Consider the following 18,554-nt stretch of genomic DNA (forward strand, 5'->3'; position numbering starts at 1 on the left):
CTATCTCCCTACGTCGTCACCATCGGTCAGGTCCGCGGATTCGTCGGCAAACGCGCGGATGCGGGCCAGGGCACCGGGCGGAATCACACCCCGGTTGCGGATGTCCCACATCTCCTCGGCGCTGACGCCGACCAGCGCCGCGATCACCGGTTCGGGTAGCGACGACCGGGCGCATGCCCGGTCGAATCGCGCGGTCAGGCTTGTGGGCATGCGTTGCAGCAGGTTGCTGCGGGTGGCTTCGAGTGCCTGCAGGTGCGCCATCAGCCGGGCGGCGTGATCGGCGCCCGCGTTCACGGCCACCCGCCAGGAGCTGGCCGCGAGCATCTCCGCCTTCACGCACTGCGTGATCACGGAAAGAATATACGTCTCGTATTCGTCTGATGCTTCCGACGGCAGTCTCGCGATCACCGAACGCAGCGCATCGAGCTGTGCCTCGGCGTAGCCCTCCAGCACCTCGGTGTCGCTGTGACGGTCGACGACGACGGCGCCGGCAGGGCGCGCAGGCGAAACGCGAGGCTCGGCCGGATTGATCAACTGGGCCAGTTCGGCGTCGGCGTCGTCGGCTGCCAAGAGCCGCGAATAGGTGCCCGGCGGCAGGCCGAGACCATTTTCGACCTTTTGAACTGTGCCTTTGTGTGGTTTGCGAGCGCCGCGCTCCAGGTAGCTCAAGCCCATGATGCTGACCCCGGTGGCGGTGGCAAGGTCCGCCAGCGACCAGTCGCGCGCCTCGCGTAGTGCCCGAATGGCCGCGCCCGCTGCCTCGCGGCTCATGGTTGCGCCCCGACCATGAACGGAATCGTACACAGCCTGGCGGTTCACTAGTTACATATATGTTTTTATCACCTTCTCTTGCGTCAACCGTATTCGTTCATATACGTTTCTATCTACGTTATTGGTTTGTTCCACACGAGGAGGTCCTTCCGATGGCACCCCCCTGCTCCGCCAACCCCGAACTGTGGTTCGGCTATCCCGACGCCGACGGGGCCGACGGGGCCGCCAAGGCCCGGGCCTACGAACAGTCCTCCACCGAGGCGCGGCTGCTGTGCCTGCGCCGCTGCCCACTGGCACAGCAGCGTCGGTGCGCCGCGCTCGCCGTGGAACGCGGCGAGGAGTACGGCGTGTGGGCCGGCGTGAAGCTCCCGGGCGGTCAATACCGCAAACGGGCCGAACTCGCGCAGGCTCACGCGCTGCTGCGCACGATCGCCGCCGGCGAGATCAACACCCGCGAGCTACCCGACAATCAGGTGCTGCTGGCCAACCATGAATACGAGCAGCTGCCGGTCACAGCGACGGTTTTTCACCTGTCCCCCGGCCGAGTCGGCCCCCCGTCAGCGGCCTGACCACCGCATGAGTCGGTAGGATCGCCACAGCGGCTTGGCGCGCGGCGCGGAGGTGGACAGTTGAGCAACCTGGATTCCACCCCGGACGAATTCGCTTGTGCCGCAGGTCCGGCCGGCGGCATTGAGGTGCTTCACCCCCGTGACGTTCCGCTGGGCGGACCGCGTGCCATCCGGGTACGCCGCACTCTGCCGCAGCGGGACCGCTCGCTGATCGGTGCCTGGTGTTTCATCGACCACTACGGGCCGCAGGACGTCATCGGCGATGGCGGCATGGACGTGCCCCCGCACCCGCACACCGGCCTGCAGACGGCCAGCTGGTTGTTCAGCGGACGGGTCGAGCACCGCGACAGCGGCGGGGTGCACGCGCAGGTACGCCCCGGCGAGCTGAACCTGATGACTGCCGGCGCGGGCATCTGCCACTCCGAGGTCTCGACCGATGCGGAGTCGGCGCCGATCCTGCGCGGCGTGCAGCTGTGGGTGGCGCTGCCCGACTTCGCCCGCCATACCGCACGTGCCTTCAACCACTTTGCGCCCGAACCGGTTCCGCTGTCTGGGGCAACCGCCCTGGTGTTTCTCGGTGAGCTGGCCGGGCACCGCTCCCCCGTCCCGTCCTTCACTCCCCTGCTGGGCGCCCAGCTCGACCTGGATCCGCGGGCCGAGCCGGCACTCGATGTCGATCCGGCGTTCGAGCACGGTGTGCTGTGCGACCACGGTCCGGTTGCGCTGGGCGGCACCGACTTGGCTGTCGGCGAGCTGGGTTATCAAGGTCCCGGTCGAGCGGTACTGCCGCTGCGCAACACCGGCGACTCCCCCGCCCGGGTGCTGCTGCTCGGTGGGCCGCCCTTCGGCGAGCAATTGGTGCTGTGGTGGAACTTCATCGCCCGCAGCCATGAGGAGGTCGTCGAGTTCCGCCGCCAGTGGCAGGACGGCGATGCCCGCTTCGGCGAGGTCCGCGGCTACGAGGGACGGCTGGACCGGTTGCCGGCGCCGCCCATGCCGCCGGTGCGGCTGCGGCCGAGGCGGTAGGCGTCCTCGTAGCGCTCGAGGCCTGCCGGACTCATAGTGTTGACGGTGTTGACGGCGGATCCTACTATTGACGGTGTTGACGAAGGGAGTCTCAGAGTGCCTGCCGCGCTGAGGGAAGACGACCGCGAGTTTGTCTCGCAGGCAACCCGGGAGTTCGAACGGGCACTCACCCGTGTGGTGGCCTCGCACGAACGCGCGGGGCGTAACGCCAACGTCGTGCTGGGTGACCCCCGGGCCTTCGCCGAGCGCGCCGTGCACGCCACCGCACCCGAGGCGTCGCCGTGGGACGAACTCGTCGGCCCGTTCCTTCGCAGCGACGGGGTCCAGGCCCGGCTCGGGATCAGCCGCCAGGCCGTCGCCGCCAAAGCCGCCCGGCGCCGTCTGTTGCGGACCATCACCGCCGACGGCGAGCACCTCTACCCGCTGTGGCAATTCGACGGGGACCACGTCATCGACGGGCTCGCGGAGGTATTCGCATTGTTCCCCGAATCCTCGGTGGACGGATGGACGCTGGCGGCCTGGCTCCGCACCCCAGACCCCGACCTGGAAGAGCCTCCCCTCGACGTCTTGGCCCGCGGCCAGCGCGAGAAAGTCCAGACAGTTGCCCGCACCGCGGCACGGTCCCTCATCGCGTGACACCGCAGCAGACCCTGGGCGAGCCCGGTGACCTGACCGGGTTCCCAACCGTCGCACCACCAAAGCGGCTCCTGCGAGTGTGCCGCGCCGGGCAGGACACCTGGTGGTTCTCCTCCGACGGATCCGGGCGGTTCGACCTCAAGGCACCCGAGGGGACCTGCTACCTGGCTACGGACGCGTACGCGGCAATCCGCGAAGCCAGTCGCCTGGGACCGGTCTCCACGGCCTGGGTAGAAGCTCGCGAACTGCGTCGGGTGTCTCCTCCCGATGGCGAAGCACGCTTGGCGGCAACGACACGCCAGGCCGCCGGTCGCTACGGGGTGACCACCGAACTGGCGACGGTGATCCCCTACGACCTGTCCCGCCGCTGGGCAATAGCCTTCCGCGCCCGGCAGTTGGACGGCATCCGGCATCAGCTCCGCCACGACCAACGCGCCCGACCCTCCGGAGTCGCGCTGTTCGGACCCGCCGGACCCGCTCAGCTCGACGACGGGACCCGCTCACCTCTGACCACCGCAGACACCGACGCTGCCGGCGTCGTTGTCCTACCCCCGCCCCACTCGACGGTGCTGACCGTCGTACCGTGATCCGCGCGCCAGGCGGTAAACATCGTCGAATGGGCCGTTGTCGAACTCAGTCCGCAACGCTGGGCTTCAGGAAGACGGTCCGGTCAGCGAGCTGCTCGCCCCGCATCGCCGCCACCGCCGCGGCGAGTGGCACGACCCCGGATGGCCGTCGAGAGAACCGCGCGGCCAGGGCAATCAGTAGTCCGTGGTGGTGATAGCCGCTGGCGATGTGCTCGGCGGCAATCCGGGTGAAATCGCTGACGTTCTCCGTGAGTACGGCGAAACCGCCCGCTACAGCTGCTGCGAATACAGTCAGATCGTCCTGCCCGGCAAGGCCGAGACCGCTTACCGTGCTGACCTCAAGGCCGACTGCTTTCAGATGTTCCGCCAAGGCTGCGGGATACATCTCGTCGAGCAGAACTTTCACCGCTGGTCGGCAAGGGCGGTTTCGCTGCGGTGAAGATCGATGCGGGCCTGGATCTCGTCCGGGTACGCACTTCGGTAGGCCAGGGCGGCATCAATGTGCGGCCGGCTGACGGTGCCGTCTGTCGCGAGCTCCGCAACCGGGTCATCGATCGCTCCGAGGTCGTCGATCCACATGGCGATCTCCCAGACGTCGGGTCCCCCGACAACGCCCGCACGCCGCCCTGTCGGGCCGTCCCGGAAGGTGATCAGCGGGTGTTCATCGCGTCGAGCACCTTCATCGGCGTAACGACGCAGCCGGTCCGACAGACTCTCGCCGGCCGCGCGAGCACGCAATCGCAGCCGTTCGGCCAAGCGATCATCGAGGCGGACCGAGACATTTACAGACATGATTACAGTGTTGCACGATGTCAACACTTGCTGTCGGACTACGGCGTGAGCAGGACTTTCACCACGTCACCCGACCGGGCTGCCACCGCGCGGTAGGCGTCGGCCGCGGCATCCAACGGCATCTCGTCGGTGAAAATCCCGTCCACCGCCAGTCGCCCGGACTGCAGCAGCGGAACAAGCTGCGGCCAGGTCTGCTGCACCGGGGCGGTGGTCATCCGCAGGGTGACGCTGCGCAGCAGCGCCGGCAGCGCCGGGAACGGGAAGGGCTGCAGGTCGTGCACACCGACCACCGACACCGTTCCGCCGGCCCGCACCGCGGTCAGGGCATCGGACATGGTGGTGTCCGAGCCGACGGCGTCGATCACCGAATCCACCCCGATCCCGCCGCTGAGTTCCATCGCCGCGGCCGTCGTCGTCGGCTCCGCCGTGGTCACGCCCATCAGGGCCGCCCGCTCCCGCCGTTGGCGCACCGGGTCGATACCGAGAACCGTTGCCGCGCCGAGGAACAACGCGCTGCGCGCGGCACACAGCCCCACCGCGCCCAACCCGATCACCGCTGCCGTGCCGCCCACCGGGATGTCGGCGCGCAACGCCGCCGCCCACCCGGTGGCCAGGTTGTCGGTGAGCAGCAGCGCTTCGGCGTCGCAGATGCCCTCGGGGATGCGGGCGAGCTGAAAGTCCGCTCCCGGCACCGCAAGTAGCTCCGACTGCGCGCCACCCAACAGGCCGGATCCGAAGATCTGCGGGCCCGAGTGACACCGGATGGGGTCGCGGGTGGCACACCCGGCGCAGTGTCCGCAGCCCGCGACCGAGGACACCATGACCCGGTCGCCCACCCGCACCGAACGCACGTCGGAGCCGAGTTCGACGACGGTGCCGATGGCCTCATGGCCGAGCGGCACGGGATCGGCGATGGGGTAGTCGCCCTCGTAGAAGTGCAGGTCGGAGCCGCAGATCGCGGTTGCGGTCACCTCGACCACGGCGCCGTCGGCGCCGGGCAGCTCCGGGTCGGGGCGGGTGTCGACTCGGATCGATCCGGGTCCATCGATCACGACACTGCGCATGTCATCCTCCTCCAGATCCTGCAGCTAGCGCTTGTACTTTGCCGAGCACGTCGGGGTAGCGCTTGAGGTGCGCGCCGCCGTTGACGTCGAAAGCGGCTCCGGTGATCCACCCGGCACGGTCGGAGGTCAGGAACTCCACGGTCTGTGCGATGTCGTCGGGGACCCCGGCCCGGCCCAGCGCGGTGTTCTCGATGTATTCGTCGGTGAGGCCGGGAACCATCGCCAGCCCGGCGACCAGGGGAGTGTCGACCAGGCCGGGGGAGACCGCGTTGACCCGGATGCCACGGGCACCCAACTCCAGGGCCGCCACCTGGACCAGCATCAGCACGCCGGCCTTGGCGCTGCAGTACGCCGCCATCGTGGTGCCGGGCTGCCGCCCGTTCAGCGAGGAGATCGCGACCACGCTGCCGCCGTCTTCCATGGTGCGGGCAGCGTGCTTGATCACCAGCATGGTGCCGGTCAGGCAGACGTCGATGGTGGTCTGCCAGCCGGCCAGGTCGATCTCGGCGATGGGACCGATGATCGACAGCCCGGCGCAGCTGACCACGGTGCGGACCGGTCCGATGGCGCGGGCGGCCGCGAAAGCCGCTGCGACGCTGTCCTCGTCGGTCACATCGGCGGCCACCGCGCTGGCCGCCTCGCTGCGTCCATGCGCCGGTCCCAGCTTCGCCTCTCCTCCGTCGAGCCTCGCTGAACCGGCGAGCTCGGCGGCCCGCTGGTGTGCCGCCTCGGCGTTGATGTCGGCGATCACCACGCGGTCGCCGCGCGCGGCCAGGGCGTGCGCGGTGGCCAGCCCGATCCCGGATGCGCCGCCGACTATCAGCGCCACCGGCGCTTGATCCGCCATCCTCATGCTCCCGTCGTCGTGGTGGTGCGGTAGCTGCGCTCCCGTTCGGGACGCACCCACAAGGTGTCCTCCGCGACGTCGATGCCGTCGTTCACCAACACGCGTTTGAGGATCTTGTTGGTGGCCGTCGCGGGTAGCTGCGCGGTCACCCGAACATAGCGGGGCCAGGCCTTGGGGGACAGGTCCTCTTGGGCGGCAAGGAAATCGGTCAACTGGTCCTTGGTCAGCCGGGTGTCGTCGCGCAGCACCAGCGCGGCCATCACCTGATCGCCGACGTTGCTGTCGGGCACCGCGTACACCGCGGCCTGGTTGATGGCCGGGTGGCGCATCAGGATGCGTTCGATGGGCGCCGCCGCCAGGTTCTCGCCGTCGACCCGCATCCAGTCGGCGGTGCGCCCCGCCAGGTAGATCCAGCCGTCGGCGTCGGCGTAGGCCAGATCGCCCGACCAGTACATGCCGTCGCGCATCCGGTCGGCGGTGGCCTGCTCGTTGTTGTAGTAGCCCGAGAAGAATCCGGACCCGGCGGTGTTGACCAGTTCGCCGATCGCCTCGTCGGCGTTGGTCAGCGCACCGTGTTCGTCGAAGGTCGCCGGCGGGCATTCGGCGTTCGTGTCGCTGTTGTAGATGGCCACGCCGGGGAAGCCGCGGCCCACCGAACCGGGCGGGGTGCCTTCATCGCGGGTGATGGTGACGGCGTTCTCGGTGGAGCCGAAGGCGTCGACCACGTGGACGCCGAACCGGCGGGCGAACTCACCGATGTCGCGCTCGGAGGCCTCGTTGCCGAAGGCCACCCGCAGCGGGTTGTCGGCGTCGTCGGGTTGCTCGGGGTGGGCGAGCAGGTAGGCGAACGGCTTGCCGACGTAGTTCATGTAGGTGGCACCGTAGGCGCGAACGTCGGCCAGAAACCGCGACGCCGAGAACTTGGCCGGCGCCATCGCCGCGCCGGCGGCCACCGCGGGGCCGAAACCGGCCGCGATCGCGTTCGAATGGAACAGCGGCATGGACAGGTAGACCACGTCGTCGGCGCCCAGCTCGAACCGCTCGGTGAGATTCTGCCCGGCGACCAGCACCATGAAGTGGCTCACTAGAACCGCTTTCGGGTCACCGCTGGTGCCGGAGGTGAAGATCAGCATGAACGGGTCCAGCGGCGTGACCTGCCGGTGCGGTTCGAGCTCGCCGGTGTTGTCGCACTCCTGCGCCCAGGCCGGGTCGTCGACGTCGATGACGGTGACACCGGCGAGGTCGAGTCCGGCCAGCAGCGCGCGGTGTTCGGCGTCGACCAGCAGGATCTGCACGTCGGCGGTGCGCAGGTCGCCGGCGAGCGCCGAGCCGCGGCGGGTGTCGTTGACCCCGCACAGCACGTATCCGCCGAGCCCGGCGGCGGCCAGCGCGGTGAGCATCGCGGGGGTGTTGCCCAGCAGGGCGCCGACGTGCATGGGTCGGGTGGTGTCGGCGCGGGCGAGCACCGCGGCACCGTGTGCGGCGGCGCGGTCGAGGTAGTCGCGCCAGGTCCAGCGGGTCTGCCCACCGTCGGGGTGGTTGTAGATGACCGCCGGCTCGGTCTGGTCAGCGCGTTCGGCGAGCAGTTGCTGCATCGTTTCTGCCATCGGACCTCCTAACCGGTGACCGTAGCGGTCGCGCCGAGCAGATGCCGGGTCAAGAACGCGATCTGGTGCTCGGCGACGTGGTCGAACCACGGCCCGCCGGGGAAGACGTCGAAGTGATCGCAGGGGTAGTGCCGTACTTCGGCGTGGGCGGCGAACGCTGCTTTGGCCGCGGCGTGCGGGGGAGCGCCGCGGTCGAAGTCGGCGATCTGCACCAGCATCGGGCAACTGACGGCCGCGGCGTGTTTGGCGGCCGGACGGTAGCTGCCCAACTGGACGCCGACCTGCGCGTCGATCTCGTTGCGCCAGGTGGGGCCCGCGATGGTGGTGTAGGCGTCGTAGTAGCCCTCGGCGGTCAGGGTGGCCAGCTCGCCGGGGCGGCCCACCAGCGGGATGGTTGCCGGCTCCCGGCCGAGGCGTTGCGCCAGCGCGCTGCGCCAGCCCGTCGCCGTCGAACGCAGCAGGGTCGATGGGCGGTGGTGGGGCAGTGCCGCGAGAGCGGAGGCCGGACCGCTGACCAAGGGCGTCAGCGCAATCGCGGCGGCCACGCCCATGGTGGCGGCCACCTCGAAGACGTGACCGCCGCCCAGCGAGACGCCCCACGCCACCACGCGCTGCGGATCGACCCCGGGTTGGCCGGCTGCCGCGGCGCAGGCCGCCCGGAAGTCGGCCATCTGCTCCTTCATCGAAATCCGTTGGCGCGGTTGCCCACCGGAGGCGCCGAAATAACGGTAGTCGAAGGCGAAGGCGGCGAATCCGGCTGCGCTGAGTCGTTCGGCGAACGGGATGAGTCCGGAGTCGACGGTGCCGCCGAAGCCGTGCCCGAGTACCACAACCGGTGCGGTGTCCTGATTGCCGGCCGCCGGGAAGAACTGCCCGACGCACGTGGTGCCGCCGCTGTCGAAACGGACCGTCGTGCTCATGCGGATGCCCCCATCTCACACGCGCTCGCCCACGAGGGCGCGCCGATTTCGGCGGCACGGTGGGCGCCGCGCGGGATCTCGGCGGTGCGCATGTCGTGTTCGTAGAGGAAGAAGTCGAGCTGCTGGGTGTGCCGCGGGGTGTCGAGCATGTGGCCGGTGTACTTGCGCATATCGGCCTCGATCACCCGACGCATCTCGGCGGGCGACGGCAGCCGGTAGCGCCCGGCCGCGTAGGCGCCGATCAACCGAGCCTGACTTTCCACGAACGGGAACAGCGTCGGGGTGGACTGGGCGAAACCGGCGAACACCAAGTCCTCGATGCCGGGATAGAACATCCGCTTGTACAGGTCGATCCGGTTGTCCGGGGCGCTGATGAACTCCGGGTCGAAGAACGGGAAGGTGATGTTGTAGCCGGTGGCGTAGATGATGATGTCGAACTGGCCGCTGGTGCCGTCGGTGAAATGCACTGTGTCGCCGTCGAACCGGCTGATGTTGGGCTTCGGGATGACGTCGCCTGACCCCAGTCGCAATGGCAGCTCCACCGACTGGGTGGGGTGCGCCTCGAAGAACTTGTGGTTGGGGGTCGGCAAGCCCAGGTCTTCGGGGCGCCCGGCGATGATCGGCTGCGCCCACTGGGCGACCTTGCGCTGCAAGGCAAACGGCAGATACGGACTGGTCCGGAAGTACTTGTCGGCGGGCTTGCCGGCCAGGTACTTCGGCACGATCCAGGCACCGGAGCGGGTGGACAGGGTCAGCTCATTGTCCAGGGCCTTTGACGACAGTTCGACGGCGATGTCGGCGGCGCTGTTGCCCAGCCCGACGACCAGGATGCGCTTGCCGGAGAACTCCAGCGGCGTCTTCGGGTCGATGTAGTGGTGTGCGTGCAGGGTCTCGCCGGTGAACTCACCCGGGAAGTCCGGGTAACGCGGGTCCCAGTGGTGGCCGTTGGCGACCACCAACAGGTCGAAGCGGCGGCGCCGGCCACCGGCCAGTTCCAGCTCCCAGCCGCCGCCGGGCAGCCGCTGCGCGTGGGTGACCTCGGTGTCGAACTCGATGTTGCGCTTGAGCTCGAAGGCCTCGGCGTAGGACTCCAGGTACTCCTTGACCAGGGTGTGGTGCAGGAAGTCCGGGTAGTGCTCTGGCATCGGGAAGTCCCGGAACGACAGTTGGTGCTTGGAGGTGTCGATGTGCAGCGAACGGTAGGCGCTGGAGTGCCCGTTCGGGTTGCCGAAGGCCCAGTTGCCGCCGATCCGGTCGGAGGATTCGAAGCAGGTGTAGTCGACTGCGTAGTCGGTCAGCATCTTTCCGGCGGTCAGGCCGCTGATGCCGGCACCGATGATCGCGGTGCGGGGTGAGGGCATGGCTGAACCTCCGGGCAAGAGTAAACAGGTTTGCGAATGTGTCTACCTGACGCGGTGGCAATAGTACACATATCTGCGAATGTGTCTACTCCCTTGTTACGATTGCCAACCAGGAGGTGGGCCGTGAACACGACGTCAGCGGCACCCGCATCCCCGTCGACCACCGAACGGCTCCTCGATGCGACCGAGAAACTGCTGGCCGACAAGGGGATTCGGGCGACGACGATGATCGACGTCGCCCAGGCGGCGGGGGTGTCCCGCGCGTGGCTGTACCGGAATTTCCCCGACAAGCCGGCGCTGGTGGGCGCCACCATCATCCGGCTCATCGAGACCAGCTGGGCACAGGCACGCGCCGAGCTGTCGACCCTCGCCTCCTTCGAGGACCGGCTGGTGGCCGGCGTCCAGATCGGCCGGCGCGCCTACGACGATCCCGGCACGCTGCTGATGCGGCTGCGCACCGCCGAGCCCGAGGAGTTCGCCACCTGCGCCGGGGCCGGGGTCAGCGGCCTGGTGCCGGACCTGGCGGGATTCTGGTACCCGTTCCTGGAGGCCGCCGCCGCGGCCGGAGACATTCACCCCGACACCGACCTGCCCGAGGCCAGTGAATGGATCGCCCGGGTGATGATCAGCCTGGGCAGCGTCCCGGGGAATCACATCGACCCCGACGACCCGGTGTCGCTGCGGCGGCATCTGCGGCGCTACGTGTTGCCGGGGCTGCAACAGCCGCCCACGACCAGGGCACCGAAAGGGAAGCGATGACGGAGTGGTTCCTGTACCTGCCGCAGATCCGGATCGAGCTGGCTGAGCTGGTGTCGCGGGTGCGGGTAGCCGAGGCGTCGGGCTTCGACGGCGTGGCCTTCCTCGACCACCTCGACACCCCGATGGCCCCCACGACGCGGTTGTGGGAAGCGATGACCGTCGCGACCTGGGTCGCCGCCCGCACCGAGCGGATCAAGATCGGCCACGTCGTTTTGTGCGACGCGTTCCGGCACCCGGCGGTACTGGCCAAACAGGCGACCACCCTGGCCGAGGCCAGTGGCGGCCGCTTCGAGCTCGGGCTCGGATCCGGCTCGGTGCCCGACGAACTGGTCAAGTACGGCATCACCACCGCGGGCCCGCGCCAGCGCGTCGACGCGCTGGGGGAGACGCTGGCGGCGTTGCGTGAGTACTGGGGCATCGAGGGGGAGCGGGCACAGACGCCGGTGCCGGGCCGGCCGATTCCTCTGGTGCTCGGCGGTGTCGGCCCGCGGATGCTGGAGCTGACGCGGCGGTACGCCGATTGGTGGAACCTGCCCGCGACGCACGTACACAAGTTGCCCGAGCTGCTGCCCTCGATCGGATCGGCGCGCGCCTCGGTGCAGCAGATGGTCGGCTTCGCCCGGCGCGATCAAGACGTGGCGGCGGTGTCGGAGACGGCGCGGCGACGGTTCGGCCACCTGGGATCGGGTCTGGTGTGCGGTGACGCCGCTGCCCTGACCGAGCACTTCCGGATACTGGAAGGCCAAGGGGCACAGCGGTTCTACGTATGGTTCGCCGATTTCGCGGAGCCGGAGTCCATCGCCGAGTTCGCCGAAGCGGTGATCGGGGCAGGCTGTGGATAAACCGCGGCAGCGTCATGAGCGAACGGCGGTCTCGGCGTACGCTGCCAGCATGCAGCCGGAGAACCTCGAGGCCCGCGTCACGGCCCTGGAGGTCTGCTCCCGGCCGTGACCACAGATGCTCTTGACCGCTGGCGGACGGAGCGTTGTGCAGCGCTCGACAGTCTCGAAGCGGTTCACGAACGGGTGACCGAGAAGCGGCGCGGTCGCCAATACGCGACCGAACACCTCAATCTGGCCCTGTTCGTGCGCTTAGCCGCCGAGTTCCAAGGGTTCTGTCGCGATCTTCACGACGACGCCGTGCTTGCGATCATCGCGGACCTAGATGGTGTGGTGGGGGTCGACCTCCACCAGCAGCTGCTGCGCTCCTCCCTCACACGAGGACGAAAACTCGACACCGGGAATGCCGGACCCGGCAACATCGGCAACGACTTCAGTTTCCTCAGCATGACCTTCTGGCCGGACGTCAATCTCCGATACCCCGTCAAGGGTCCGAAATGGAACAAAATGCTGGCGAATCTGAACGACGTGCGTAACGCGGTTGCCCACAGCGATTCTGCGAAGCTTGCGGTGGTGCGCGAGCGCCAACCTTTGACCCTGCGTACGTTCCGCTCTTGGCGTAGGTCGTTGAACGACACCGCAGCTGGCTTCGACACTGTGGTGAGCGCATACTTGCAGAACGTAACCGGGAAGGTAGCGCAGGGAGGTGGTGAGCATGGCGACGGCTAAGAAGCCTGCTCCCGCCATTGGTGACCACGTCCGAGTGGTGTTCGGCGACCGCGAGTACACTGGAACCGTTACCCGTGTAAGTGGGTATCGTGTCTACGTCACCCTGCATGTCGAAGGTGCCGACGACCCGATCACCAGCCTCTACCGCGCCGCGGATCTGGTGCCTGCCTGAGGCGCCGCAGGCATGCTGGCGGCAAAATCTCGCCTCAATCGCATGGCCCCCGCCGCGCGACAGAGTTCCAAGAGGCTCGGCCTCGATGCCGAATCGTGCTCTAGGGCAGTGCAGGCCCGCCGCGCCAACCCCGACTAGATTGAAGCGGTGGCGCGCACAAGGCTTTTCGATCGAATCCCGCCGGCCAGTACGCTACCGCGTTACACCGACTCGTCCTACCATTTGCTCTGCCGCGCGCCTGAGCCGCACTGGACCCACGTTCGTGAAACCCTAGAGGCTTGGTACGCAGATTTTCCCGACCCGAATGGCGATCTCCTCGCCCGGTTCCGCCAAGACGATCCGCGCCAGCACGAGTCGGCCTGGTGGGAACTGTACGTGTTCACGCTGTTCCGCCGACTCGGATACGCCGTCGAGGTACACCCAAAAGTCGACGGGTCCAGCAGGCGGCCAGACTTCCTTGCTACCCGAAATAACTCCTCGCTCTACATCGAATGCGCCGCCTTGTTCGACAGCACCATAGCTGCGGAAGAAGACGGCGAGGCCTTCCTCAAGGACTGCATCAACGCGACGCGCAGTCCAGATTTCGGTTTCTCGTTACGGGTGGACCGCCGAGGCACGAAGCGCCCTCGCCAGACGCAAGTCACGCGGCGGTTAGAAAACTGGTTGGCAACGCTCGACTACGCAGCTGAGTCAGCCACCTCCTCAGAGGGCAGCAAGCCACCCTCCCAGGCGTTCGAGTTCGCTGATTGGCGCGTAACACTCACCGCGCTCGCACTTCCCGAGGCTCATCGCGGAAGCAATATCCCGCCACTGATGATCGGCCCGGCCAGCGGTGCCTTCGTCGTCACTTCCGTTGAGTCCCTTCGCAAACTCCTGTCAAAGAAATCGTCCCAGTGCAAGGGAGTATCGCGGCCCCTGATGATCGCCGGTGGACCAAGCTCTCTTTGGGACGGAAGCAATCCGATGCAGTATCGACGACCCCGGCTCCGCGCACCGATTTCGACAGACTGACGGCTTCTGGCATCCCGGACCGCCTGTCCGCGGGAGCCGCATATCAGCCGTCCTGTTCAGCGAGCTTCTCCACCCAGCGCGCGTTGCGGCCAAGCTGCCGAGCCTGTGGGCAAATCCCTGGGCGGCCCATTCAGTAATCGATCCTTTGCCGTTTCCTATTCGTACCGCCAACGCTGACGGGGTCGTGTTCGAAGCTGAGGCATCCCTCGTCTCACCGCATCGATTACTCGGCCTCCCCGGCAACTGGCCTTTGTGATGCCGTTCAGCATCGGCTGCGACCGCGGTCGGAAAGCCGAGCATCCCGCGGCTCCGGAGTTCGCATGCCGCCCCAGCGAGCGTCGCGAAACTAACGAGTAATACTAACTAATAGGGCGGTGGCGACCGTTGACCTGTGGATAACCAGCGCCGACGTCATGGCCGAATGGCGATCCCGGCGTACGCTGCCAGCATGCAGCCGGAGAACCTCGAGGCCCGCGTCACGGCCCTGGAGACCAAGGTGCGTGACCTCACCGGGCAGGTCCGAGCGACAAAACAGGACGCCGCCGCGGCCCGCGTGCTCGCCGGCGCCGCCGATCGCGACGTCACCGAGATCCGGGACGAACTCCGCGATTTCCGGCGGGCCACCACCATGAGCCTCAATGCCCTCCGGCAGGACATGAACGACGGCTTTCGGCGGGTCGACGAAAACTTTCGGCGGGTCGACGAAAAATTCGCCCTGGTCGACGGCGGATTCGCAGAGATGCGGGCGAAGTTCGACATGACCGCCGCCGGGCAGCAACGCATCGTCGACCTCATTCAGACCGTGATCGACGCGCAGGGGCGATCAAGGCCGATGAAAAACCCGGCCTGAGTGATACGGGGCTCGTGTCGGCGCACTGTCGCTGTAAGGCGGGCAATCGCCACATCGGGTCGGGCAGTCAACACCCAATAAACAGAAGACCCCGGCCAAGGGCCGGGGTGATCCGCACAAAATGTGGGCGAAGGGGGACTTGAACCCCCACGTCCCGAAGGACACTGGCACCTGAAGCCAGCGCGTCTGCCATTCCGCCACTCGCCCGAGCGACCGGGGGAGCCTATCACGGCTCCCGCCGCCCCTTAAAAGTCGGTTCCGCCGCCCAGCCCACCGTGGCGGGGCCCCCGCCGATGGCGCCGTGACCCCTTTGTGACCTGGTCTTATCCGATTCTCCGCCGTAGAAGGGTGCCGCGCCGGCACACCGGGTCGATACCATGTCCAGGGCGGATGCAGCTGAGCGACACGCCGCAGCAGCATCCCCGATACGACCAATGACGGCGGCGAGTAAGGCGGGCAAAAGGCATGGACGGCCAGCGCGGGCTGGTTCATCGCATCGAGCGCAAACTCGAATCCGCTGTGGAGGATGCGATGGCCCGGGTCTTCGGCGGGGAAGTCCTCCCCGAGGAGGTCGAGGCCGCCCTGCGTCGCGAAGCCGCGGCCGGAGTGCGGGCGCTGGCTGGAAATCAACTTTTGGCACCGAACGATTACGTCATTACCCTCGGTGTGGACGACTACGAAAAAGTGGGCGCCGACCAGGATCTGACGTCGAAGGCCTTCGCCCGGCATTTAGCGGGATATATCGGCGAACAGGGGTGGCAAACGTATGGTGATGTGGTTGTCCGGTTCGAGCAGTCGCCGAGTCTGCGTACCGGCCAGGTCCGCGCACGGGGCAGCGTCAATCCTGACGCCCGCCCCCACCAAACGGTCAGTGAATCCCGCCCGCCACAATCAGATCATGCGTTTACCGCAGAATCAGGAGTGCCACCGATGACCGATAACCCGAGCTACCGCGGCGCCCACGGGCAGGATCGTCCCGGCGACGACTACTACGACCCCCGCTACGGCCGCCCGGCCGAGGGTGGTCCGGACCCTCGTGGCCCCTACCCGCCCGAGCCCGACCCCTACCAGCAGGAACCGCGCGGCGGCTACCCCGATCAGGGCCAGAGCGCTTACGCCCCGCCCCGGCGGCCCGAGCAGGGTGGCTACCCCGAGCAGGGCGGCTACCCCGGCCAGCAGGGCGGCTACCCGCAGCCCTACGAGCAGCGCCCACCCAGCGGCTACGGCGCCCCCGCCGGCTATGACCCGGGCTACCCGCAGCAGCAGCCTCCTCCCGGCTACCCGGCCGGCGGCGGCCAGCCCGGTTACGGCGACTACGAGCGCCCCCGCCAGGACGAGTACGCCTACCCCGAGGCTCAGCACGAACAGCGCCCGGCCTACCCGGACCACGGCGCACCGGCCTACCCGGACCAGGGCGCACCGCCCTACGGCCGACAGGAGTACGGCCAGCCCGGATACGGCTACGGCGAGGCCACCGGCGCGCCGGCAGGCTACGACTACGGCCAACCCGCACCCGGTTACGGCCAAGCACCCGACGCCCCCGCCGGTTACGACTACGGCCAGCCCGCACCCGGCTACGGCGAAGCCCCCGGCTACGGCGAGGCACCCGGCGGCGGCTACGGGCAGCGCGCCTACTCCGCACCCGCCTCGGTCACTCTGCAGCTCGACGACGGCAGCGGCCGGACCTACCAGCTGCACGAGGGTGCCAACGTGGTGGGCCGCGGCCAGGACGCCCAGTTCCGGCTGCCCGACACCGGGGTGTCGCGCCGTCACCTGGAGATTCGCTGGGACGGCCGGGTTGCCCTGCTGTCGGACCTGAACTCCACCAACGGCACCACGGTGAACAACGCCCCGGTTCAGGAATGGCAGCTGGCCGACGGCGACGTGATCCGGCTGGGCCACTCGGAGATCATCGTCCGGGTTCATTAGGGACGACACCGCCCACACCCAACTGGACAGCCCGAACCAGCAAAGCCCTGCCGCTTTGCCCTACGGCCACCCGCGCCCAAGTATCGTGACTTTGCCGATGTGCTCCGTGACGAGCACGACATGGGCGGCGCGAGAACGGAGAGGACGCCGGATGCAGGGATTGGTACTGCAGCTGACGCGAGCCGGTTTTTTGACGTTGTTGTGGCTGTTCATCTGGTCCGTGCTGCGGATACTGCGGACCGACATCTACGCACCCACCGGGGCGGTGATGGTCCGCCGGGGGCTCTCGATCCGCGGTGTGCTGCTGCCGCCGCGCCAGCAACGGACCGGTGCGCGCCACCTGGTGGTGACCGAGGGGCCGCTGACCGGTGCCCGCATCGCGCTGAGCGACCAGCCGGTCCTGGTCGGCCGCGCCGACGATTCGACCCTGGTACTCACCGACGATTACGCCTCCACCCGACACGCGCGGCTGTCCCAGCGGGGCACGGAATGGTATGTCGAGGATCTGGGCTCGACCAACGGCACCTACCTTGACAGGGTGAAGGTGACCACGGCGGTGCGGGTTCCCATCGGAACGCCGATACGAATCGGCAAGACCGCGATCGAGCTCCGCCGGTGAGCCTGGTTCTGCGGTACGCCGCCCGCAGTGACCGCGGCCTGGTGCGCTCCAACAACGAGGACTCCGTCTACGCGGGAGCCCGGTTGCTGGCGTTGGCCGACGGCATGGGCGGGCACGCGGCCGGTGAGGTCGCCTCCCAACTGGTGATCGCCGCGCTGGCCCACCTCGACGACGACGAGCCCGGCGGCGACCTGCTGGCGAAATTGGAACGCGCTGTGCAGGAGGGTAATTCGGCGATCGCGGCCTACGTCGAGGAGCACCCCGAGCTCGAGGGCATGGGCACCACGCTGACCGCGATCCTGTTCGCCGGCCCCCGGTTGGGACTCGCCCACATCGGCGACTCCCGCGGCTACCTGCTGCGCGACGGCGAGCTCACCCAGATCACCAAGGACGACACCTTCGTACAGACCCTGGTCGACGAAGGGCGCATCACCCTGGATGAGGCACACAGCCATCCGCAGCGCTCCCTGATCATGCGCGCCTTGACCGGCCACGAGGTGGAGCCGACGCTGATCATGCGCGAGGCGCAGGCCGGTGACCGCTACCTGCTGTGCTCCGACGGTCTGTCGGACCCGGTGAGCACCGAGACCATTCACGAGGCGCTGGAGATCTCCGACGTCAACGACTGCGCGCTGCGGCTGATCGAGTTGGCGCTGCGCGGCGGCGGGCCCGACAACGTGACGGTGGTGGTGGCCGACGTCGTCGACGTCGACTACGGCCAGACCCAGCCGATCCTGGCCGGTGCGGTCTCCGACAACGACGACGACCACGTGATCGCGCTCAACACCGCCGCCGGGCGGGCCTCGGCGATCTCCCCGCGCAAGACCGTCGCCAAGCGCGTGCTGCCGCGGATGGAAACCCTGGGCCGGCCGCCCCGGTCCCGGCGGCGCAAGATCATCATCGCCGTGCTGCTGCTGGCGCTGCTCGCCGCCGCGCTGCTGGTCGGGCGGGCGGTCATCCGCACCAACTACTACGTCGCCGCCTACGGCGGCACAGTGGCGATCATGCGCGGGGTGCAGGGCTCGATCCTCGGTCTGCCGCTGCAGGAGCCCTACCTACTCGGCTGCCTGGACAACCGGGGCGCGCTGGTGCAGATCAGCTTCAGCCAATCCGGCGACAAGTTGAACTGCCGGCTGATGACGTTGCAGGATCTGCGGCCCCCGGCCCGCCAGCAGGTCAACAACGGCCTGCCCGCCGGCACCCTCGACGACGCGATCACCCAACTGCGCAACCTGGCCCGCGACTCCCTGCTGCCGCCGTGCCCGCACGGGGCCACCTCCGGGAAACCCGGCAGCACCAGCTCGGCGCCGTCGCGCGGCCCTGCGCCCGGTCCCGCCCCGACCGCGCCCCGGCCCGGCCCGTCCACCTCCGGAACGCCACACCTGCCCACCCTGACCAACCTGCCGCCGGCCCCGCCAGAACCGGGGACCGACTGCCGGGCGGCCTCATGACCCGCGCCGGCAACG

At 68.3% G+C, this 18,554-nt stretch carries 21 protein-coding genes and 1 tRNA gene; 13 read left to right on the forward strand and 9 right to left on the reverse strand.

What is annotated here, in order from left to right:
- Positions 1 to 771 carry a helix-turn-helix domain-containing protein gene (locus tag AWC16_RS15510; RefSeq protein WP_085265634.1) on the reverse strand — a complete coding sequence of 257 codons (771 nt, stop codon included), beginning with the start codon at positions 769 to 771 and terminating at the stop codon, positions 1 to 3.
- A 152-nt stretch (positions 772 to 923) separates the two neighbouring features.
- Here AWC16_RS15510 and AWC16_RS15515 point away from each other — a divergent pair, with 152 nt between their 5' ends.
- From AWC16_RS15515 to AWC16_RS15525, 4 genes are all read left to right on the forward strand, one after another.
- On the forward strand, positions 924 to 1,340 hold the full coding sequence (locus AWC16_RS15515; RefSeq protein ID WP_085265635.1) for a WhiB family transcriptional regulator: 417 nt from the start codon (positions 924 to 926) through the stop codon (positions 1,338 to 1,340).
- A gap of 60 nt (positions 1,341 to 1,400) precedes the next feature.
- Complete coding sequence (locus AWC16_RS15520) at positions 1,401 to 2,366, forward strand: pirin family protein (protein ID WP_085265636.1); 966 nt, start codon at positions 1,401 to 1,403, stop codon at positions 2,364 to 2,366.
- Between the two features lie 96 nt (positions 2,367 to 2,462).
- A complete protein-coding gene (locus AWC16_RS24400; RefSeq protein WP_165759238.1) occupies positions 2,463 to 3,002 on the forward strand; it encodes a hypothetical protein in 540 nt (179 codons plus the stop codon).
- A complete protein-coding gene (locus AWC16_RS15525) occupies positions 2,999 to 3,589 on the forward strand; it encodes an RES domain-containing protein (RefSeq protein ID WP_165759239.1) in 591 nt (196 codons plus the stop codon). Before AWC16_RS24400 ends, AWC16_RS15525 begins: the two co-directional genes overlap by 4 nt.
- A gap of 46 nt (positions 3,590 to 3,635) precedes the next feature.
- On the opposite strand, the gene AWC16_RS15530 is transcribed toward AWC16_RS15525, so the two are convergent.
- From AWC16_RS15530 to AWC16_RS15560, 7 genes are read right to left on the reverse strand one after another with little or no spacing between them, the layout of a single operon-like run.
- Positions 3,636 to 3,995 (reverse strand): DUF5615 family PIN-like protein, encoded by a 360-nt coding sequence (locus AWC16_RS15530; RefSeq protein WP_085265638.1) that lies wholly within the window; start codon positions 3,993 to 3,995, stop codon positions 3,636 to 3,638.
- Positions 3,992 to 4,381 carry a hypothetical protein gene (locus tag AWC16_RS15535; RefSeq protein ID WP_085265639.1) on the reverse strand — a complete coding sequence of 130 codons (390 nt, stop codon included), beginning with the start codon at positions 4,379 to 4,381 and terminating at the stop codon, positions 3,992 to 3,994. The genes AWC16_RS15530 and AWC16_RS15535 overlap by 4 nt, the downstream gene beginning before the upstream one ends.
- 38 nt (positions 4,382 to 4,419) lie before the next feature.
- Positions 4,420 to 5,445 (reverse strand): alcohol dehydrogenase catalytic domain-containing protein, encoded by a 1,026-nt coding sequence (locus tag AWC16_RS15540; protein WP_085265640.1) that lies wholly within the window; start codon positions 5,443 to 5,445, stop codon positions 4,420 to 4,422.
- Between the two features lies 1 nt (position 5,446).
- The gene (locus tag AWC16_RS15545; protein WP_207572331.1) at positions 5,447 to 6,292 is read right to left on the reverse strand and encodes an SDR family NAD(P)-dependent oxidoreductase; all 846 of its coding nucleotides are present in this window, start codon (positions 6,290 to 6,292) and stop codon (positions 5,447 to 5,449) included.
- A 2-nt stretch (positions 6,293 to 6,294) separates the two neighbouring features.
- Positions 6,295 to 7,899: a fatty-acid--CoA ligase FadD1 gene (fadD1, locus tag AWC16_RS15550; RefSeq protein ID WP_085265641.1), complete on the reverse strand. Its 1,605-nt coding sequence runs from the start codon at positions 7,897 to 7,899 to the stop codon at positions 6,295 to 6,297.
- A gap of 8 nt (positions 7,900 to 7,907) precedes the next feature.
- Entirely contained in the window at positions 7,908 to 8,819 is a 912-nt protein-coding gene (locus AWC16_RS15555; protein ID WP_085265642.1) for an alpha/beta hydrolase, read from the reverse strand.
- Complete coding sequence (locus tag AWC16_RS15560) at positions 8,816 to 10,180, reverse strand: flavin-containing monooxygenase (protein ID WP_085265643.1); 1,365 nt, start codon at positions 10,178 to 10,180, stop codon at positions 8,816 to 8,818. Before AWC16_RS15560 ends, AWC16_RS15555 begins: the two co-directional genes overlap by 4 nt.
- Positions 10,181 to 10,303: 123 nt before the next feature.
- Between AWC16_RS15560 and AWC16_RS15565 the strand changes: the two genes are divergently transcribed.
- From AWC16_RS15565 to AWC16_RS15580, 6 genes are all read left to right on the forward strand, one after another.
- Positions 10,304 to 10,939 (forward strand): TetR/AcrR family transcriptional regulator, encoded by a 636-nt coding sequence (locus tag AWC16_RS15565; RefSeq protein WP_234812296.1) that lies wholly within the window; start codon positions 10,304 to 10,306, stop codon positions 10,937 to 10,939.
- Positions 10,936 to 11,781 (forward strand): LLM class flavin-dependent oxidoreductase, encoded by an 846-nt coding sequence (locus AWC16_RS15570; protein WP_085265645.1) that lies wholly within the window; start codon positions 10,936 to 10,938, stop codon positions 11,779 to 11,781. Before AWC16_RS15565 ends, AWC16_RS15570 begins: the two co-directional genes overlap by 4 nt.
- Before the next feature lie 105 nt (positions 11,782 to 11,886).
- The gene (locus tag AWC16_RS15575; protein WP_133055952.1) at positions 11,887 to 12,507 is read left to right on the forward strand and encodes a hypothetical protein; all 621 of its coding nucleotides are present in this window, start codon (positions 11,887 to 11,889) and stop codon (positions 12,505 to 12,507) included.
- Positions 12,494 to 12,679, forward strand: coding sequence for a KOW domain-containing RNA-binding protein (locus AWC16_RS23930; protein WP_133055953.1), 186 nt, complete (start codon positions 12,494 to 12,496; stop codon positions 12,677 to 12,679). The genes AWC16_RS15575 and AWC16_RS23930 overlap by 14 nt, the downstream gene beginning before the upstream one ends.
- 147 nt (positions 12,680 to 12,826) lie before the next feature.
- On the forward strand, positions 12,827 to 13,690 hold the full coding sequence (locus AWC16_RS23935; RefSeq protein WP_133055954.1) for a hypothetical protein: 864 nt from the start codon (positions 12,827 to 12,829) through the stop codon (positions 13,688 to 13,690).
- Between the two features lie 448 nt (positions 13,691 to 14,138).
- A complete protein-coding gene (locus AWC16_RS15580) occupies positions 14,139 to 14,540 on the forward strand; it encodes a hypothetical protein (protein WP_085265719.1) in 402 nt (133 codons plus the stop codon).
- Between the two features lie 124 nt (positions 14,541 to 14,664).
- Here the strand turns inward: AWC16_RS15580 and AWC16_RS15585 are convergent.
- A tRNA-Leu gene (locus tag AWC16_RS15585) sits at positions 14,665 to 14,747 on the reverse strand.
- A 258-nt stretch (positions 14,748 to 15,005) separates the two neighbouring features.
- On the opposite strand from AWC16_RS15585, the gene AWC16_RS15590 reads away from it, so the two are divergent.
- From AWC16_RS15590 to AWC16_RS15600, 3 genes are all read left to right on the forward strand, one after another.
- Positions 15,006 to 16,469: an FhaA domain-containing protein gene (locus AWC16_RS15590; RefSeq protein WP_085265647.1), complete on the forward strand. Its 1,464-nt coding sequence runs from the start codon at positions 15,006 to 15,008 to the stop codon at positions 16,467 to 16,469.
- Positions 16,470 to 16,620: 151 nt separating this feature from the next.
- Complete coding sequence (locus tag AWC16_RS15595) at positions 16,621 to 17,088, forward strand: FHA domain-containing protein FhaB/FipA (RefSeq protein WP_085265648.1); 468 nt, start codon at positions 16,621 to 16,623, stop codon at positions 17,086 to 17,088.
- Positions 17,085 to 18,539: a PP2C family protein-serine/threonine phosphatase gene (locus AWC16_RS15600; RefSeq protein WP_085265649.1), complete on the forward strand. Its 1,455-nt coding sequence runs from the start codon at positions 17,085 to 17,087 to the stop codon at positions 18,537 to 18,539. The genes AWC16_RS15595 and AWC16_RS15600 overlap by 4 nt, the downstream gene beginning before the upstream one ends.
- The last annotated feature ends 15 nt before the right edge of the window (positions 18,540 to 18,554 follow it).

Source organism: Mycolicibacter longobardus (assembly GCF_002102265.1).
In the GTDB taxonomy this organism is placed as follows: domain Bacteria; phylum Actinomycetota; class Actinomycetes; order Mycobacteriales; family Mycobacteriaceae; genus Mycobacterium; species Mycobacterium longobardum.

Coding starts and splice junctions, on each gene's coding strand:
- AWC16_RS15570 (WP_085265645.1), top strand. CDS start 10,936: ATGACGGAGTGGTTCCTGTACCTGCCGCAGATCCGGATCGAGCTGGCT.
- AWC16_RS15595 (WP_085265648.1), top strand. CDS start 16,621: ATGCAGGGATTGGTACTGCAGCTGACGCGAGCCGGTTTTTTGACGTTG.
- AWC16_RS15515 (WP_085265635.1), top strand. CDS start 924: ATGGCACCCCCCTGCTCCGCCAACCCCGAACTGTGGTTCGGCTATCCC.
- AWC16_RS15510 (WP_085265634.1), bottom strand. CDS start 771: ATGAGCCGCGAGGCAGCGGGCGCGGCCATTCGGGCACTACGCGAGGCG.
- AWC16_RS15535 (WP_085265639.1), bottom strand. CDS start 4,381: ATGTCTGTAAATGTCTCGGTCCGCCTCGATGATCGCTTGGCCGAACGG.
- AWC16_RS23930 (WP_133055953.1), top strand. CDS start 12,494: ATGGCGACGGCTAAGAAGCCTGCTCCCGCCATTGGTGACCACGTCCGA.
- AWC16_RS15540 (WP_085265640.1), bottom strand. CDS start 5,445: ATGCGCAGTGTCGTGATCGATGGACCCGGATCGATCCGAGTCGACACC.
- AWC16_RS15545 (WP_207572331.1), bottom strand. CDS start 6,292: ATGGCGGATCAAGCGCCGGTGGCGCTGATAGTCGGCGGCGCATCCGGG.
- AWC16_RS15560 (WP_085265643.1), bottom strand. CDS start 10,180: ATGCCCTCACCCCGCACCGCGATCATCGGTGCCGGCATCAGCGGCCTG.
- AWC16_RS15590 (WP_085265647.1), top strand. CDS start 15,006: ATGGACGGCCAGCGCGGGCTGGTTCATCGCATCGAGCGCAAACTCGAA.
- fadD1 (WP_085265641.1), bottom strand. CDS start 7,899: ATGGCAGAAACGATGCAGCAACTGCTCGCCGAACGCGCTGACCAGACC.
- AWC16_RS15580 (WP_085265719.1), top strand. CDS start 14,139: ATGCAGCCGGAGAACCTCGAGGCCCGCGTCACGGCCCTGGAGACCAAG.
- AWC16_RS15555 (WP_085265642.1), bottom strand. CDS start 8,819: ATGAGCACGACGGTCCGTTTCGACAGCGGCGGCACCACGTGCGTCGGG.